Source organism: Actinomadura luzonensis (assembly GCF_022664455.2).
GTDB classification, from domain to species: domain Bacteria; phylum Actinomycetota; class Actinomycetes; order Streptosporangiales; family Streptosporangiaceae; genus Nonomuraea; species Nonomuraea luzonensis.
Window position 1 is genome coordinate 1172540 of the sequence record NZ_JAKRKC020000002.1, and the last position, 14400, is coordinate 1186939.

The 14400-nt window shown below is 74.9% G+C and carries 15 protein-coding genes; 9 read left to right on the top strand and 6 right to left on the bottom strand.

What is annotated here, in order from left to right; all coding sequences use genetic code 11:
* Positions 1 to 52: 52 nt before the first annotated feature.
* The 4 genes from MF672_RS35650 to MF672_RS35665 all read right to left on the bottom strand — a co-directional run bounded on the left by MF672_RS35650 (position 53) and on the right by MF672_RS35665 (position 3351).
* The gene (locus MF672_RS35650) at positions 53 to 1069 is read right to left on the bottom strand and encodes a hypothetical protein (RefSeq protein WP_242376292.1); all 1017 of its coding nucleotides are present in this window, start codon (positions 1067 to 1069) and stop codon (positions 53 to 55) included.
* On the bottom strand, positions 1066 to 1545 hold the full coding sequence (locus MF672_RS35655; protein WP_242376293.1) for a SigE family RNA polymerase sigma factor: 480 nt from the start codon (positions 1543 to 1545) through the stop codon (positions 1066 to 1068). The genes MF672_RS35650 and MF672_RS35655 overlap by 4 nt, the downstream gene beginning before the upstream one ends.
* 73 nt (positions 1546 to 1618) lie before the next feature.
* Positions 1619 to 2578, bottom strand: coding sequence for an adenylate/guanylate cyclase domain-containing protein (locus tag MF672_RS35660; protein WP_242376294.1), 960 nt, complete (start codon positions 2576 to 2578; stop codon positions 1619 to 1621).
* A 29-nt stretch (positions 2579 to 2607) separates the two neighbouring features.
* Positions 2608 to 3351, bottom strand: a complete 744-nt coding sequence (locus MF672_RS35665) for a FadR/GntR family transcriptional regulator (protein ID WP_242376295.1) — start codon at positions 3349 to 3351, stop codon at positions 2608 to 2610.
* Positions 3352 to 3439: 88 nt separating this feature from the next.
* Here MF672_RS35665 and MF672_RS35670 point away from each other — a divergent pair, with 88 nt between their 5' ends.
* Genes MF672_RS35670 through MF672_RS35705 form a run of 8 tightly spaced genes read left to right on the top strand, consistent with a single transcriptional unit; the run spans position 3440 to position 12141 of the window.
* Positions 3440 to 4930 (top strand): ABC transporter substrate-binding protein, encoded by a 1491-nt coding sequence (locus tag MF672_RS35670; RefSeq protein WP_242376296.1) that lies wholly within the window; start codon positions 3440 to 3442, stop codon positions 4928 to 4930.
* Positions 4931 to 4937: 7 nt separating this feature from the next.
* Positions 4938 to 5885, top strand: coding sequence for an ABC transporter permease (locus MF672_RS35675; RefSeq protein WP_242376297.1), 948 nt, complete (start codon positions 4938 to 4940; stop codon positions 5883 to 5885).
* Positions 5882 to 6715: an ABC transporter permease gene (locus tag MF672_RS35680; protein ID WP_242376298.1), complete on the top strand. Its 834-nt coding sequence runs from the start codon at positions 5882 to 5884 to the stop codon at positions 6713 to 6715. Before MF672_RS35675 ends, MF672_RS35680 begins: the two co-directional genes overlap by 4 nt.
* Positions 6702 to 7628, top strand: a complete 927-nt coding sequence (locus MF672_RS35685) for an ABC transporter ATP-binding protein (protein WP_242376299.1) — start codon at positions 6702 to 6704, stop codon at positions 7626 to 7628. The genes MF672_RS35680 and MF672_RS35685 overlap by 14 nt, the downstream gene beginning before the upstream one ends.
* Complete coding sequence (locus MF672_RS35690; RefSeq protein ID WP_242376300.1) at positions 7597 to 8397, top strand: ATP-binding cassette domain-containing protein; 801 nt, start codon at positions 7597 to 7599, stop codon at positions 8395 to 8397. The genes MF672_RS35685 and MF672_RS35690 overlap by 32 nt, the downstream gene beginning before the upstream one ends.
* Entirely contained in the window at positions 8394 to 9596 is a 1203-nt protein-coding gene (locus MF672_RS35695; protein ID WP_242376301.1) for a M20 family metallopeptidase, read from the top strand. Before MF672_RS35690 ends, MF672_RS35695 begins: the two co-directional genes overlap by 4 nt.
* Positions 9596 to 10717: a P1 family peptidase gene (locus MF672_RS35700; RefSeq protein WP_242376302.1), complete on the top strand. Its 1122-nt coding sequence runs from the start codon at positions 9596 to 9598 to the stop codon at positions 10715 to 10717. The genes MF672_RS35695 and MF672_RS35700 overlap by 1 nt, the downstream gene beginning before the upstream one ends.
* Entirely contained in the window at positions 10714 to 12141 is a 1428-nt protein-coding gene (locus MF672_RS35705; protein ID WP_242376303.1) for an aldehyde dehydrogenase family protein, read from the top strand. The genes MF672_RS35700 and MF672_RS35705 overlap by 4 nt, the downstream gene beginning before the upstream one ends.
* 105 nt (positions 12142 to 12246) lie before the next feature.
* Here MF672_RS35705 and MF672_RS35710 read toward each other — a convergent pair whose 3' ends face one another.
* The gene (locus tag MF672_RS35710) at positions 12247 to 12810 is read right to left on the bottom strand and encodes a DUF4142 domain-containing protein (RefSeq protein WP_242376304.1); all 564 of its coding nucleotides are present in this window, start codon (positions 12808 to 12810) and stop codon (positions 12247 to 12249) included.
* 62 nt (positions 12811 to 12872) lie between these two features.
* The gene (locus MF672_RS35715) at positions 12873 to 13634 is read right to left on the bottom strand and encodes an SDR family NAD(P)-dependent oxidoreductase (protein ID WP_242376305.1); all 762 of its coding nucleotides are present in this window, start codon (positions 13632 to 13634) and stop codon (positions 12873 to 12875) included.
* 95 nt (positions 13635 to 13729) lie between these two features.
* Between MF672_RS35715 and MF672_RS35720 the strand changes: the two genes are divergently transcribed.
* Positions 13730 to 14368 carry a class I SAM-dependent methyltransferase gene (locus tag MF672_RS35720; RefSeq protein WP_242376306.1) on the top strand — a complete coding sequence of 213 codons (639 nt, stop codon included), beginning with the start codon at positions 13730 to 13732 and terminating at the stop codon, positions 14366 to 14368.
* Positions 14369 to 14400 lie beyond the last annotated feature (32 nt).

Below are 14400 nucleotides of genomic sequence, written 5' to 3' on the forward strand. Positions count from 1 at the left end.
TCACTGCGCAGAATGATGTTCGGTGATCCTAGCCCGAAAGGCCGGCCCCCGGTCAGTCCTCCGCGTAGACGCCGGCGCTCCAGCGGACCGGGCGGTTGGTGAGCGGCCCCCACGCGCCCACCCGGCCGGTGATCGTCACCTGCCGGCCCGCCGGCACCGGCACCTCCATCAGGTCGTTCACGGCCGGCTCGCCGCCGCCGGCCAGGACGGGGCAGCTCGTGGTGACGGAGCTCGCGCCGTCGACCAGGTAGCTGAACCACAGCCGCCCGCTCAGCTCGCCCGCGCAGAGCTGCTGGAGCCGGACGTGCCCGTCGCGGCTGCGCACCCGGACGGTGAAGGCGCCGGCGGCCGCCGGGCCGGCGAGGGTCCCGGTGGCGGAGCCGGCCAGCCGCAGGCCGCCGACCCGGCGCGGGAGGTGCCCCACCGGGCCGGGATCGACCGGCCGGGCGGGCGGCGTCCAGGTGTAGACGGCCAGGTCCCAGGCGCCGGCCGGGCCGCGGCCGGGCGCGCAGCCGCCGCCGGCGGACCGGCAGTCCAGCGGCCGCGCGCTCTGGTCGAAGGTGACGGTGACCTCGGTGACGCCGGCCGGCACGGTCAGGGGGACGGTCCTGACGCCGGTGCCGCACAGCAGCGGCGCTGCCTGGGTCACCGGCCTGCCGTTCATCAGGACGCGCGGCGGGGCGGTCGTGAGAGACCCCTCGCACACCCCGGCCACGTCCAGCGGCCCGCCGGTGGCCGGCACCGTGACCGACGCCGTCGCCGGGCCTCCCGGCCGCAGCGCCGCCGCGGCCAGCCGGCGGTAGACGGCGCCGTCCCCCGACGTGTACGACCCCGGCAGCCGCTCCCCGGCCGTCGCGGTCGTCGTCTCCTCCGGCCCCCGCTCGGCACCGGGCAGCAGCGCCATGGCCAGCACGGCCGCCGCCGCGCCCGCGGTCACCGTCGCCGCCGCCCTCCTGCGTCGCCTGGCGCGGCTGATGCGGGCGCGGACCTGGTCGTGGCGCAGCGGGTTGCCCGGCGAGGGCGCCCCGGCCCGCTCCCGCAGGACCTCGCGCAGGTCGTGCACGGTCATGGGTGCAGCTCCTTCGTGATCGTCTCGTCCGTCCGCAGCCTGGCGAGGGCCTTGGCGGTCTGGCTCTTGACCGTCCCCTCGTGGCAGCCGAGCACCTCGGCGACCTCGGCCACCGGCAGGTCCTCGTAGAAGCGCAGCACGATGACCGCGCGCTGCCGGGCGGGCAGCCGGCCCACCGCCCGCCACAGCTCGTCGCCGGCGCCCGGCGGGTCGTGCGCGCCCCGGTCCGGCAGGTCGTCGCTCGGCAGCTCCCGGCGCCACCTGCGCCGCCACCAGGACGTGTACGTCGTCACGAGCACCTTGCGCACGTACGCCTCGGGCTCGTCGATGCCCGGCCAGGCGAACCACGCCTTGGCCAGGGCCTCCTGCAGCAGGTCCTCGGCCACGCCCCAGTCGCGCGCCAGCAGGTACGCGGTGCGCAGCAGCCGGTCGGACCGCGACACCACGAAGTCCTGGAAGATCGCCCTGTCCGCCACGTCCGAAGCTTCCCGTCCACGCGCTGCCGACGGAAGTGACGCATCGGACCGGGCGGCGGGTTGCCCGCCGCGGCTAGGTGGCGCCGCGCGTCACCGTGAACGGCGCCAGCTCGCCCAGCCCCCGCACCGACAGCCGGTTGACCTCGCGCAGCAGGAACGCCCGGTCGCCCTCCAGCTCCTCGGCCATCTCCGGGCCGGCGAGGATCGTTCCAGGCAGCGCCAGCGCGGTCAGCCGGCTGGCCAGGTTGACCGTCGTGCCGAACACGTCGCCCATCCGCCAGATCACCGGCCCCGAGGCCAGCCCCACGCGCAGCTCCGGCATGCCCTTGGCGCGCGGCGTCTCCACCAGCCGCAGCGCGATCTCGGCCGCCACGTGCGCCTTGTCGGCCACGAACAACACCGAGTCGCCGAGCGTCTTGACCACCCGCCCGCCGGTGGAGGTGACGATGTCGGCCGAGCGGCCCTCGAACCGGTCGATCAGCCGGGCCAGCTCGCTGCCGGTGATCTGCCGGCTCAGCCGGGTGAAGGCCACCAGGTCGGCGAAGCCCACCGACAGCCGCACCGCGCTCATGTCCTGCTCGGCGATGCGGCCCGCCGCCGCGGCGAGCTGCCGCTGCCAGGCGTAGACCAGCAGCCGGGCCAGGTCGGGCACCACCCGCTCGGCCCGCCGCCGCCACGCTCTCGGCCGGTCGGCGAGCGGCACGCCCGCCTGGTCCAGCTCCTCCACGCCCAGCTCGGCCTGCGACTCGGCGAGGCGCGCCGTGGCCCGCCCCAGCGAGCGGGCCATGAGCAGCACGTGCTCCTCGTCGTAGACGCCGGAGCTGACCATGCCGATCATCGTCCGCAGCGCCTCGACGTCGGAGTCGGTGAACTCGACCGCGTCGTCGGCCACGTTCGCGAAGCCGAGCGCACGCCAGAAGCGCCGCGCGCGGTACACCGGGACCCCCGCCATCTCGGCGACCTGGTGACTGGTGTAGCGGCGCGGCTCGCGCAGAAACGCCTCGGTCAGCCCGTCCCCATCCACGCGCGCCACCCGGGAAACATAACACCCTGTGGGGCAAATCACTCCAGAAGTGCCCGGAGGGCGGCGCGTTCCTCGGCGGGCAGGTGACCCGCGTAGTAGTCGTACATGGACTGGCGGGTCAGGCGGGCCGCCAGCGGGCCGTCGCCGGCGCGCAGGGCGGCGATGACGTCCTCGTGGTGGGCGATGCTGCGCAGCATCAGCGCCTCCCGGTCGGGGGCCCGCGCGATGCGGTCCTCGATGAGGCCGACCACGACCGCGCGCACCACGTCCGTGCAGACCTGGATGAGCTTGTTGCCGCAGGCCCGCGCGATCGCGTCGTGGAAGGCCACGTCGGCGGCGCCGAAGCCGTCGCCGCCGGCGCTCCGCATCGCCTCGACCGCCGCCGTCATCTCCGCCAGGTGCTCCTCGGTGCGCTGCCGCGCCGCGAGCAGCACGGCCGCCGCGTCCAGCACCATGCGGAACTGCACCAGCTCGCCCAGCGACAGCTCCGACACCCGGGCCAGCGTGGTCATCGACTTCTGTAAGGCGACGGGGGAGAAGGCCAGCACCTCCGCGCCGTTCGGGTCGCCGGGCCGCGAGCGGACCAGGCCGCGCGCCTGCAGCACCCGCAGCGCCTCGCGCACGGTGGAGCGGCTGACGGAGAACTGCGTCATCAGCTCGCGCTCGCTCGGCAGCCGCGCGCCGGGGGACAGCGCCCCGCTCTCCACGGCCTCCTCGATCTGCTCCACCACGCGCTCGTAGGCCCGCACGGCACGCACCGGCTCGAACCGCGCACCACCCATGGACGCCCCCTTGACCCGAACCGCCGCAGACTGGCAGTGTGCGTAGCCTACTGGTCCGACCAGTACACTAGCCAGGAGGCTGCGAGACATGAGGCGCATCGGGATCTGGATCGCCGTGGGCGGTCTCCTGCTGGGCACGGCCGCCTGCGGCGGCGGCTCCCCGGGCGGCTCCGGGAGCACCCCCAAGGCCCGGACGCTGTCGGTCGGCGCGGTCGCCGAGCCCGCCAACCTCGACTTCACCTCCACCGAGGGCGCCGCGATCCCGCAGGCGCTGCTCGTCAACGTCTACGAGGGCCTGGTCAAGCTCCAGCAGGACGGCCGGATCGTGCCGCTGCTGGCCGAGAAGTGGGACGTCTCCGCCGACCGGAAGACCTACACCTTCACCCTGCGCGAGAACGTGAAGTTCAGCAGCGGCGCCCCCTTCACCGCCGACGACGTGGTCTTCTCCCTCGACCGGGTCAGGAGCGACTGGAAGCTCAAGATCAAGTCGCAGCTCGACGTCGTCGACAAGGTCGAGAAGAAGGACGACTCCACCGCCGTCGTCACCCTCAAGCGCCCCAGCAACGGCTTCCTGTACTCCATGGCCACCAGGCTCGGCGCCATGTTCAGCCGCACCGGCGTCGCCGACCTCGCCAACAAGCCCGTCGGCACCGGCCCGTACGTGCTCGGCGCGTGGCGGCGCGGCGACTCGCTCCGGCTCGACGCCAACCCCTCCTACTGGGGGACCAAGCCGGCCCTGTCGTCGGTCACGCTGAAGTACTTCAAGGACGCCACGGCCATGAACAACGCGCTGCTCACCGGCGGCATCGACGTCATCTCCAGCGTCCAGGCCCCCGAGTCGCTGCAGCAGTTCGCCGACCAGAGCCGCTTCCAGGTCATCGAGGGCACCACCAACGGCGAGGTCGTGCTGTCGATGAACAACGCCCGCCCGCCGTTCAGCGACAAGAAGGTCCGCCAGGCCGTCCGGCACGCCATCGACCACAAGGCGCTGCTCGACACCGCCTGGGCCGGGCGCGGCCAGCTCATCGGCTCGATGGTGCCGCCCACCGACCCCTGGTACGAGGACCGCACCGGCGACTACCCCTACGACCCGGCCAAGGCCAAGGAACTGCTCGGCGGCAAGACCTACACCGTCAAGATGCGCATCCCCAACCTGCCGTACGCGGTGGCGAGCGCCCAGGTCGTCAAGTCGCAGCTCGCCCAGGTCGGCATCACCGCCGACATCGAGCCGCTGGAGTTCCCCGCCCGCTGGCTCGACCAGGTGTTCAGCAAGGGCGACTACGACCTGTCCATCATCAACCACGTCGAACCCCGCGACATGGGCATCTTCGCCGACAAGTCGTACTACTTCCACTACGACAACCCCGAGTTCGGCAAGCTCCTCACCGCCGCCGACGAGGGCACCGAGCAGCAGCAGACCGACGACCTCAAGCAGGCCGCCAAGCTGCTGTCCGACGACGCCGCCGCCGACTGGCTGTTCCTGTTCCCCAACCTGATCGTGGCCAGGAAGGGCGTCACCGGGCTGCCGCAGAACGCCATCGCCGAGTCCTTCGACTTCACCGCGCTCGCCAAGCAGTGACCCCCGCATGACGCTCTACCTGGTCAAACGCCTGGCGGTGCTGGTGGCGAGCACCGCCGTGGCCGGGGTCGTGGTGTTCGCGTTCATGGCGCTGCTGCCCGGCGACCCGGCCGAGATCGCGCTCGGCGTCAACGCCACCCCCGAGGCCGTCGCGCAGCTCCGCGCGCAGTTCGGCACCGACCGGCCGCCGGTCGCGCAGTTCCTCGACTGGTTCGGCGGGCTCGCCCAGGGCGACTTCGGCACCTCCTACGTCACCAGCGCCCCCATCGGCCCGCAGATCTCCGACCGGCTCGGCGTCACCGCCGTGCTCGTGCTCGGCGGCATGGTCGTGGCGCTGGTCATCGCGGTGCCGCTCGGCACGTTCGCCGCCGTCCACCACCGCAACCCGCTCGGCGCGGCCATCAGCGCGGCGAGCCAGGCCGGCATCGCCGTCCCCGCGTTCCTGGCCGGCATCCTGCTGGTGTTCGTCTTCGCCGTGCGGGCCCAGGTGCTGCCCTCCGGCGGGTACGTGCCCCTCGCCGAGGACCCGGCGCAGTGGCTGCGGGGCCTGCTGCTGCCGTGGGCGTCGCTCGGCCTGGTGCAGGGCGCCGTCCTGACCCGGTACGTGCGCAGCGCCGTCCTCGACGTCATGCGCGAGGACTACCTGCGCACCGCCCGCGCCAAGGGCCGCGGCCGCACCGGCGCCCTGTGGCGGCACGGCCTGCGCAACGCCGCCGTCCCCGTCGTCACCGTGCTCGGCCTGCAACTGGCCACGCTGCTGATCGGCGCGGTCGTGGTCGAGCGCGTCTTCGTCATCCCCGGCCTCGGCGACCTGCTGCTCAACGGCGTCGCCGGGCGCGACCTGCTGCTCGTGCAGGGCGTGGTGATGGTGCTGGTCGTGGCCGTCCTGCTGATCAACTTCGTGGTGGACGTCGCCTACCACGTGCTCGACCCGAGAATGCGGAGTCTGCGATGAGGGGGCGGCTCAACGCCGGGCTCGTCGCCGGCGGCGCGCTCGTCGCGCTCGTCGTGCTGGCGGCGCTGGTGTCGTTCGTGTGGACGCCGCACGACCCCACCCTCGTCGACGCGGCGGCCAAGCTGCGCGAACCCGGCGGCGGCTACCTGCTCGGCGCCGACAAGTTCGGCCGCGACACCCTCAGCCAGCTCATGGTCGGCGCCCGCACCACCCTCTACGTCGGCATCGTCGCCGTCGGCATCGCCGCCCTGCTCGGCACCCCGCTCGGCGTGCTGGCCGGGATGACGCCGCGCGGCTGGCTGGCCGAGCTGGTGATGCGGGCCAACGACCTCGTCTTCGCCTTCCCCGCCCTGCTGCTGGCCGTCATGCTCGGCGCGGTCTACGGAGCCGGCACGCTGACCGCGATGATCGCCATCGGGGTGGCCACCGTGCCCGCCTTCGCCCGGGTGGCCCGCGCCGCCACGCTCCAGGTCATGGTCACCGACTACGTCCTGGCCGCGCGCGCCGCCGGCCGCCGCGGGCCCGCCATCGCGCTGCGGCACGTGCTGCCCAACATCGGCTCGGTGCTCATCGTCCAGGCGTCGGTGTCGTTCGCCATCGCCATCCTGGCCGAGGCGGCGCTGTCGTTCCTCGGCTTCGGCACCCGCCCGCCCACCCCGTCGTGGGGGCGGATGCTGCAGGAGTCGCAGGAGCTGCTGTTCTCCACCCCGCGCCTGGCGCTGTGGCCCGGCCTCGCCATCGCGCTCGCCGTGCTCGGCTTCAACCTGCTCGGCGACGGGCTGCGCGACTTCCTCGACCCCAAGCTGAGGAGGATCCGTGCTGAAGGTTGAGGGCCTCAGCGTGCGGGCGGACGCCGTCGAGCTGGTGCGCGAGGTGTCGTTCGCGATCGGGCCGGGCGAACGGGTCGGGCTCATCGGCGAGTCCGGGTCCGGCAAGTCGCTGACCGCGCTGTCGCTCATGGGGCTGCTGCCCGAGGGCGTCACCGCCACCGGGAAGGCCACCTTCGGCGGGCACGAGCTGGTCGGCGTACCCGAAGGACGGCTCAAGCGGCTGCGCGGCCGTGAGCTGTCCATGGTCTTCCAGGAGCCGATGACCGCGCTCAACCCGCTCATGCGGGTCGGCGCCCAGGTCGCCGAGGTCATGACCCTGCACGGACGGGGCCGCCGCGAGGCCCGCGCCCGCGCCGTCGAGCTGCTGGACCGGGTGCGGCTGCCCGAGCCGGAGCACGTGGCCCGCGCCTACCCCCACCAGCTCTCCGGCGGGCAGCGGCAGCGCGTCATGCTCGCCATCGCCCTGGCCAACGAGCCCGGCCTGCTCATCTGCGACGAGCCCACCACCGCGCTCGACGTCACCGTGCAGAAGCAGATGCTCGACCTGATCGCCGAGGTCGCGCCCGCGCTGCTGTTCATCACCCACGACCTCGCCGTGGTCGCGGCCGTGTGCGAGCGGGTCCTCGTCATGTACGGCGGGCGCGTCGTCGAGTCCGGCCCCATCCGCGAGGTGTTCGCCCGGCCCCGCCACCGCTACACCGAGGGCCTGCTGGCCGCCTCCCGGCTCACCCCGCGCGGCACCAGGCTCCCCACGATCAGCGGCAGCGTCCCCGCCGCCGGCCGCTTCCCCGACGGCTGCGTGTTCAGGAACCGCTGCCCGCACGCCGACGAGCAGTGCGCCACCCTCCCGGCGCTGGTGGGAGACGGAACAGGAGACGGCCATGCCCACGCCTGCCGGCACCCCGCTCATTGAGGTGCGCGGCCTCAGCCGCGTCTACCGCCGCCCCCGCACCTCGCTGCTGCGGCCCGCCGCCGCCGTCCACGCGCTGCGCGAGGTGTCGCTCACCGTCCACAGGGGCGAGCGGTACGGCATCGTCGGCGAGTCCGGCTCCGGCAAGTCCACGCTGCTGCGCCTGCTGTGCGCCCTCGACCAGCCCACCGCCGGCACCATCACCTTCGACGGGCGCCCGATCACCGGCCGTCCCGAGCGGAGCCTGCGTTTCCTGCGCGAGAACCTGCAGATCGTCTTCCAGGACCCGATGAGCTCCCTCGACCCGCGCATGCGGGTGCGCGACCTCGTCGCCGAGCCGCTCACCGCCCTCGGCCTGCCGGTCGGCGGCCGGGTCGCCGAGCTGCTGGACGCGGTCGGCCTGCCCGCCGACGCCGCGGGACGCTACCCGCACCAGTTCTCCGGCGGGCAGCGGCAGCGCATCGCCATCGCCCGCGCCCTCGCCCCCCGCCCGAAGGTGCTGGTCGCCGACGAGCCCGTCAGCGCCCTGGACGTCTCCGTGCGGGGGCAGATACTCAACCTGCTGGCCGACCTCGCCGACGAGCTCGGGCTGACGCTCGTGTTCGTCTCGCACGACCTGTCCGTGGTGCGGCACGTGTGCGAGACGGTCGCGGTCATGAACCGCGGCGAGATCGTCGAGACCGGCCCGGTGGACGAGGTGTGGGCCGCGCCCGCGCACCCCTACACGCGGGCGCTGCTGGAGGCCGTACCGACGCTGGAGGGATGGCAGTGAGCGACAGGGCAGTGAGCGACAGGCCGGTGATCGACGTCGACGCCGGCGGAGTGGTGGAGTTCACCCGCGCGCTGGTGCGCGTCCCCAGCACCAACGACCCGGGGCGGCGCGAGCGCGCCGCCGCCGAGCTGGTGGCCGCCAGGATGCGCGAGTGGGGCTGGGAGCCCGCCTGGTACGAGGTGGAGCCGGACCGGCCCAACGTCGTGGCCGTGGTCGAGGGCGGTGGCGGCGACGGGCCGACGCTGATGTTCGAGGGCCACACCGACGTCGTCACCGAGGGCGACCTGGCGGAGTGGACCGTGGACCCGTTCGGCGGCGAGATCCGCGACGGCCGGCTGTGGGGGAGGGGCAGCGCCGACATGAAGTCCGGCCTGGCCGCCACCCTGTACGCCACCCGCGCCCTCCAGCTCGCCGGCCCGTTCCCCGGCCGGATCAAGGTGTGCGCGCTGGCCGACGAGGAAGGGCTCATGATCGGCGCCCACCACTTCGTCGCCGAAGGGCTCGCCGCCGGCGTGGACGGCGCGATCGTCGCCGAGCCGGAGGCGGGCGAGATCTGCGCCGTCGCCAAAGGCGCGCTGCGGCTGCGCGTCGACCTGACCGGCAAGATGGCGCACGGCGCGATGCCGCAGCACGGCCGCAACCCCATCGCCGCCGTCGGCCCGCTGCTCGTCGGCCTCGCCGAGCTGCAGGACGAGCTGCAACGCCGGCACCCCGCCCACGAGCACCTGGGCGAGGTGTACGTCACCCCGACCGTGCTGCGGGCCGGCTCGCGCGAGCAGGTCAACGTCATCCCGGCCACCGCCTCCGTGTACGTGGACGTGCGCACCGTGCCCGGCGTCGAGCACAAGGACGTCGCCGACCGGGTCGCGGCGCTCGCCGCCCGCGACGGGATCGCCGCCGAGGTCACGGTGCTGGTGGACCGGCCGCCCGTGGACGTGCCCGTCTCCGACCCGGTGGTGGCCGCGCTGGCCGCCGCGCACCGGACGGTCACCGGGGAGGAACCGGTGTACGGCGGGGTGCCCGGCACCACCGACGGCACCGTGCTCACGCACTGGGGCGGCGTCCCGTCCGTCGTGTACGGGCCGGGCGGCAAGTGGATCGCCCACCAGGCGGACGAGTACGTCGAGGTCGAGGACATCGTCCGCTGCACCCGGGTCTTCGCCGAGGCGGCGCGGCGCTTCCTGAACGGCGACTTCTGATGCGTCCCGGCGCCACGAACTCGCTGGCGGACGTGGCCGGGCTGCGGGTCGGGCACGCCCACCGGGTCGGCGGCGGCTGGCGCACCGGCACCACCGTCGTCCTCGCCCCGCCCGGCGGCGCCGTCGCCGGGGTGGACGTGCGCGGGGCCGCGCCCGGCACCCGCGAGACCGAGCTGCTCGACCCGCGCAACCTGGTCGAGCGGGTGCACGCCGTGGTGCTGTCGGGCGGGAGCGCGTACGGGCTGAGCGCGGCCTGCGGGGTGATGGACCGGCTGGCGGAGGCGGGGGTGGGGTTCCCCGTCGAGGGCGGGGTGGTGCCGATCGTGCCGGCGGCGGTCATCTTCGACCTGGGCCGGGGCGGCGCCTTCCGCGCCACCCCGGACGCCACCTTCGGCGCCGCCGCCCACGCCTTCGGCGCCCCTGCCCCACCCTCCCCCCAGCTCTCCCGAGGGACGGAGACCCACGTCGGCGGGAGAGCCGCCGCACCTCCGCACCCCGGCCGCCCGCCCTTCGCCACCGCACCCCCGCACGCCAGCGGTTCCATCGGCGCGGGCACCGGCGCGGTCGCGGGCGGCCTGGCCGGCGGCGTGGGCACCGCCAGCGTCGTCCTCCCCGGCGCCGTTCTCCCCGGCGGCGCCACCGTGGCGGCCCTGGCCGTGGCCAACCCGGCGGGCTCCGTCCTCGACCCGCACGACGCGACCCTCGCCGGCGCCCGCTACGGCCTGCCCGGCGAGTTCGCCCACCTCCGCCCCCCGTCCCGCGCGGAGGCCGAAGCCTGGCGCCCGCCCGCCAGGCCCGCCTTCAACACCACGATCGGCGTCGTCGCCACCGACCGCACGCTGACCAAGGCCCAGTGCGGCAAGCTGGCCGCCGTCGCTCACGACGGCCTGGCCCGGGCCATCCGCCCCGCCCACACCATGACCGACGGCGACACGATCTTCGCCCTGGCCACCTGCGCCGGGCCCGCGCCCGGGCGGGGCGAGTTCCAGGAGATCCTGGCCGCCGCCGCGGACGCCTTCGCCCGCGCCGTGGCCCACGCCGTCCTCGCCGCGACCGGCCGCGAGGACGCGCCCGCCTACCTCGACGTGTTCCCGAGCGCCACGACAGGGGGAATCTCATGACCTTCGACCCCGCCTGGCCGGCCGGCCTGCCCGTCGGTGACGGCTGGACCACCACCGAGGGCACCGCCGGCGTCACGTTCCCGTACGACGGCAGCCTGGTCGCCACGGCCCCGCTCGGCACGCCCGGGCACGCCGCCCGCGCCCTGGACGCGGCCCTGGCCGTGGCCCCCGCCATGGCCGCGCTCCCGTCCCACGCCCGCCGCGCCGCCCTCGTCGGGGCATGCGCCGCCGTCGAGGAACGCCGCGAGGAGTTCGAGCGGCTGCTCGTCCTGGAGACCGGCAAGCCGCTGGCCGACTGCAGGGTGGAGGTCGCGCGCACGCTGGTCACCCTGACCACGGCCGCCGAGGAGGTGGCCCGCCTGCACGGCGAGACCGTCCCGCTCGACCTGCTGCCCTCCGGTGAGGGGCTGATCGGGTTCTGGACGCGCCGGCCGGTCGGCGTGGTCGTCGGCATCACCGGCTTCAACTATCCGCTGCTGCTGGCCGCCCACAAGATCGCGCCCGCGGTCGCGGCCGGCTGCCCGGTGATCGTCAAGCCCGCGCCGGCCACCCCGCTGGCCACGCTCTGGCTGGTGCACCTGCTGCGCTCCACCGGCGCGCTGCCGGCCGCGGCCGTGCAGCTCGTCACCGGGGACGTCGAGGTCGGCCGGCGGCTGGTCGAGGACCGGCGGATCGGCGCGGTGTCGTTCACCGGCTCGGCCGCGGCCGGGCACGCCATCGCCCGCGCGGCCGCGCCCACGAAGGTCCTGCTGGAGCTGGGCTCGAACGCGGCGCTGCTCGTCGCCGCGGACGCCGACCTGGAGGCCGCCGCCGACGCGGTCGTCCGGGGCGGCTACTACGCCTCCGGGCAGGCGTGCATCTCGGTGCAGCGGGTGCTGGTGGAGGAGCCGGTGGCGGGGGAGTTCACGGCCCTGCTGGCCGAGCGGGTCAAGGACGTCGCCGTCGGCGACCCGCGGCTGCCCGGCACGCGGGTGGCGCCGCTCATCGGAGAGGCGGCGACGGAACGCGTCCTGGACTGGATCGCCGGCTCCGGCGCGCGCGTCGTCACCGGCGGGCACCGCGACGGGCGGGCCATCGCGCCGACCGTGCTCGCGGACGTCCCGGACGGGGCCGCCGCGTGGGACGAGGAGATCTTCGGGCCGGTGGTGTGCGTGCGCCAGGTGCCCGACCTGGAGGCCGGCTTCGCCGCCGTCAACCGCTCCCGGTACGGCCTGCACGCGGCGGTCTTCACCCGCTCGCTGGCCACGGCGTTCGCGGCGATCGAGCGGATCGAGGCCGGGGGCGTGGTGGTGAACGACGTGCCGGGGTTCCGGGCGGACAACATGCCGTACGGCGGCGTCAAGGACTCCGGCATCGGACGGGAGGGGCCGCGCTTCGCCATCGAGGAGCTGACCGTCACCCGGATGGCCGTCATCCGCCCCTGACGGCGTCCGTTCGCATGGGGGCGGCCACGACCCCGTCGACAGGGCCGCGGCCGCCGGGAAGTGCGCCGTCACCGCGGCCCGGGCCGCGGATCGGCTGCCTCTCGGCTAGCGTTCGGCGCGGATCGCCCGCAGGTGGTGCCGGACCACGGGGGCGGCGTCGTCCGCCAGGTCCTTCACCCACCTGGAGTGACCGTCGCGCAGCTCACGCCTGATGAGCTGCAGCGTCTGGACGTGCGCGTCCTCCTGCAGCCGCAGCCAGGCGCGGTCGAAGCGGCGCCCGTCGCGCTTCTGCACGTGCCACAGGTCGGCGCGCTGCGCGGCGCTCGGCCGGTCCGGCAGGCTGACGTGCAGCCGGCGCGCGACCTCGCGCAGCCGGGCGTCCAGCTTGCCGTGGTCCTGGACGAGCCGCCAGGCGATCGCGCGCACGCCCTTGTCGCGCGACTCGCGGAGCGCGGCCTTGCCGGCCGCGATCTCGGCCAGGTTGCCCTGGTGCGCCTGCCGCAGGAACCACTTGTCCTGGGCGGAGGCGTGCCGGCCCGCCGCCGCGACGGAGCTCGCGGAGCCGGCGGGGATCGGGGTGGCGGTGGTCTGGGCCTGCGCGGCCGGGGCGATGGTCAACGCCAGCACGGCCGCGATACCCGCGGGCGCTAACTTCCGTGCTGTACTCATGAACAGATCCTTCCTTTCGTGGGACCTGTGCCCGCTGCCCCGTTACGGCAGGGATATTCGACTCAATTCGGTGGGTCGAAACGGCCGTCCACGGCGGTCCAGCCGCCGTCCACGTACAACACCGAGCCCGTGACGAAGCTCGCGGCGTCGCCGGCCAGGTAGACCACGGCGCCCGCCATCTCCTCCGCCGACGCCCACCGGCCGAGCGCGGACTTGGCGGCGTAGGCGGCGTACCAGCCCGGGTTCTCCTTGATCTGGCGGGTCAGCGGCGTCTCGACGACGCCGGGGGCGACGGCGTTGACGCGCACGCCGTACGGGCCGAACTCGGCGGCGGCCGTCCGCAGGAGCTGCACCAGCCCCGCCTTCGTGGCCGCGTACGCGCTCTGCCCCGGCTCGGTCACCGACGCCCGGATGGAGGCGAACCCGACGATGGAGCCGCGCCGCCGCTCCACCATGCCCGCTCCGAAGGCCCGCACCACGTCGAACGACGCCCGCAGGTTGAGGCCCACCACCCGGTCGAACTCCTCGCCGGTGTAGTCGAGCAGCCGCTTGCGCACGTTCGTCGCGGCCGTGAACACCAGCACGTCGGCCGGCTCCTCCGCCGCGGCGGCGCGCACCGCGTCGGTGTCGAGCACGTCCAGCAGCCGCGCCGTGCCGCCGCACGCGGCCGCGGTCCGCTCGGCGGCGGGCAGGTCGCGGTCGGCGCACACCACGGACGCGCCCTGCGCGGCCAGCGCCAGCGCCGCCTCCCTGCCGATGCCGCTCCCGGCCCCGATCACCACGGCATGCCGCCCGTCCAGGCGGAACAGCGCCTCGTAGTCCATGAAGGCACCCTAGCGACTGGTCTGACCAGTACACCAGGTGCTGCCTCCTTCCCTCCGTCCGCGAATTGTCGGTGGCCGCTGACAGCATGACGTCCATGCCGAACCTCGCCGCCCACTGGGACGCCGCCGCCGACACCTTCGACGAGGAGGCCGACCACGGCCTGCGCGACCCCGCCGTGCGGGCCGCCTGGGCCGCCCGCCTCGCCACCTGGCTGCCACCCGCCGCCGGGCGCCGGCCCGACGCGCTCGACCTGGGGTGCGGCACCGGGTCGCTGTCGCTGCTGCTCGCCGAGGCCGGGCACCGCGTGACGGGCGTCGACCTCGCGCCGCGCATGGTGGAGCGGGCGCGCGAGAAACTCGCGGGCACGGACGCCACCGTGACGGTCGGCGACGCCTCCCGACCGCCGGTGGGGGAGCGGCGCTTCGACGTCGTCCTGACCCGGCACGTCGTGTGGGCCCTGCCCGACCCGGAGCGGGCGCTGGCCCGCTGGGCCGCCCTCCTGCGCCCGGGCGGCCGGCTCGTCCTGGTGGAGGGCCGCTGGAGCAGCGTGCCACGGCGCGACGACATGCCGTGGGACGGCGGGATAACGGCGGAGGAGCTGGTTGCGGCGCTGCGGCGGCTTCCGGTGCGGTTCGCCGACCTGCGGGTCGACCGGCTCACGGAGCCGGTGCTGTGGGGCAAGGAGATCGACGACGAACGCTACGCCGTCGTGGCCGCCACCCCGGCCACGTAACGGATCGCCGACCCGCCCGGTCCGTGTCCACG

Excerpts from the sequence above, each read along its gene's own strand:
- MF672_RS35690 (WP_242376300.1), top strand. The coding sequence starts at position 7,597 with ATGCCCACGCCTGCCGGCACCCCGCTCATTGAGGTGCGCGGCCTCAGC.
- MF672_RS35680 (WP_242376298.1), top strand. The coding sequence starts at position 5,882 with ATGAGGGGGCGGCTCAACGCCGGGCTCGTCGCCGGCGGCGCGCTCGTC.
- MF672_RS35715 (WP_242376305.1), bottom strand. The coding sequence starts at position 13,634 with ATGGACTACGAGGCGCTGTTCCGCCTGGACGGGCGGCATGCCGTGGTG.
- MF672_RS35670 (WP_242376296.1), top strand. The coding sequence starts at position 3,440 with ATGAGGCGCATCGGGATCTGGATCGCCGTGGGCGGTCTCCTGCTGGGC.
- MF672_RS35705 (WP_242376303.1), top strand. The coding sequence starts at position 10,714 with ATGACCTTCGACCCCGCCTGGCCGGCCGGCCTGCCCGTCGGTGACGGC.
- MF672_RS35675 (WP_242376297.1), top strand. The coding sequence starts at position 4,938 with ATGACGCTCTACCTGGTCAAACGCCTGGCGGTGCTGGTGGCGAGCACC.
- MF672_RS35720 (WP_242376306.1), top strand. The coding sequence starts at position 13,730 with ATGCCGAACCTCGCCGCCCACTGGGACGCCGCCGCCGACACCTTCGAC.
- MF672_RS35700 (WP_242376302.1), top strand. The coding sequence starts at position 9,596 with ATGCGTCCCGGCGCCACGAACTCGCTGGCGGACGTGGCCGGGCTGCGG.
- MF672_RS35650 (WP_242376292.1), bottom strand. The coding sequence starts at position 1,069 with ATGACCGTGCACGACCTGCGCGAGGTCCTGCGGGAGCGGGCCGGGGCG.
- MF672_RS35710 (WP_242376304.1), bottom strand. The coding sequence starts at position 12,810 with ATGAGTACAGCACGGAAGTTAGCGCCCGCGGGTATCGCGGCCGTGCTG.
- MF672_RS35665 (WP_242376295.1), bottom strand. The coding sequence starts at position 3,351 with ATGGGTGGTGCGCGGTTCGAGCCGGTGCGTGCCGTGCGGGCCTACGAG.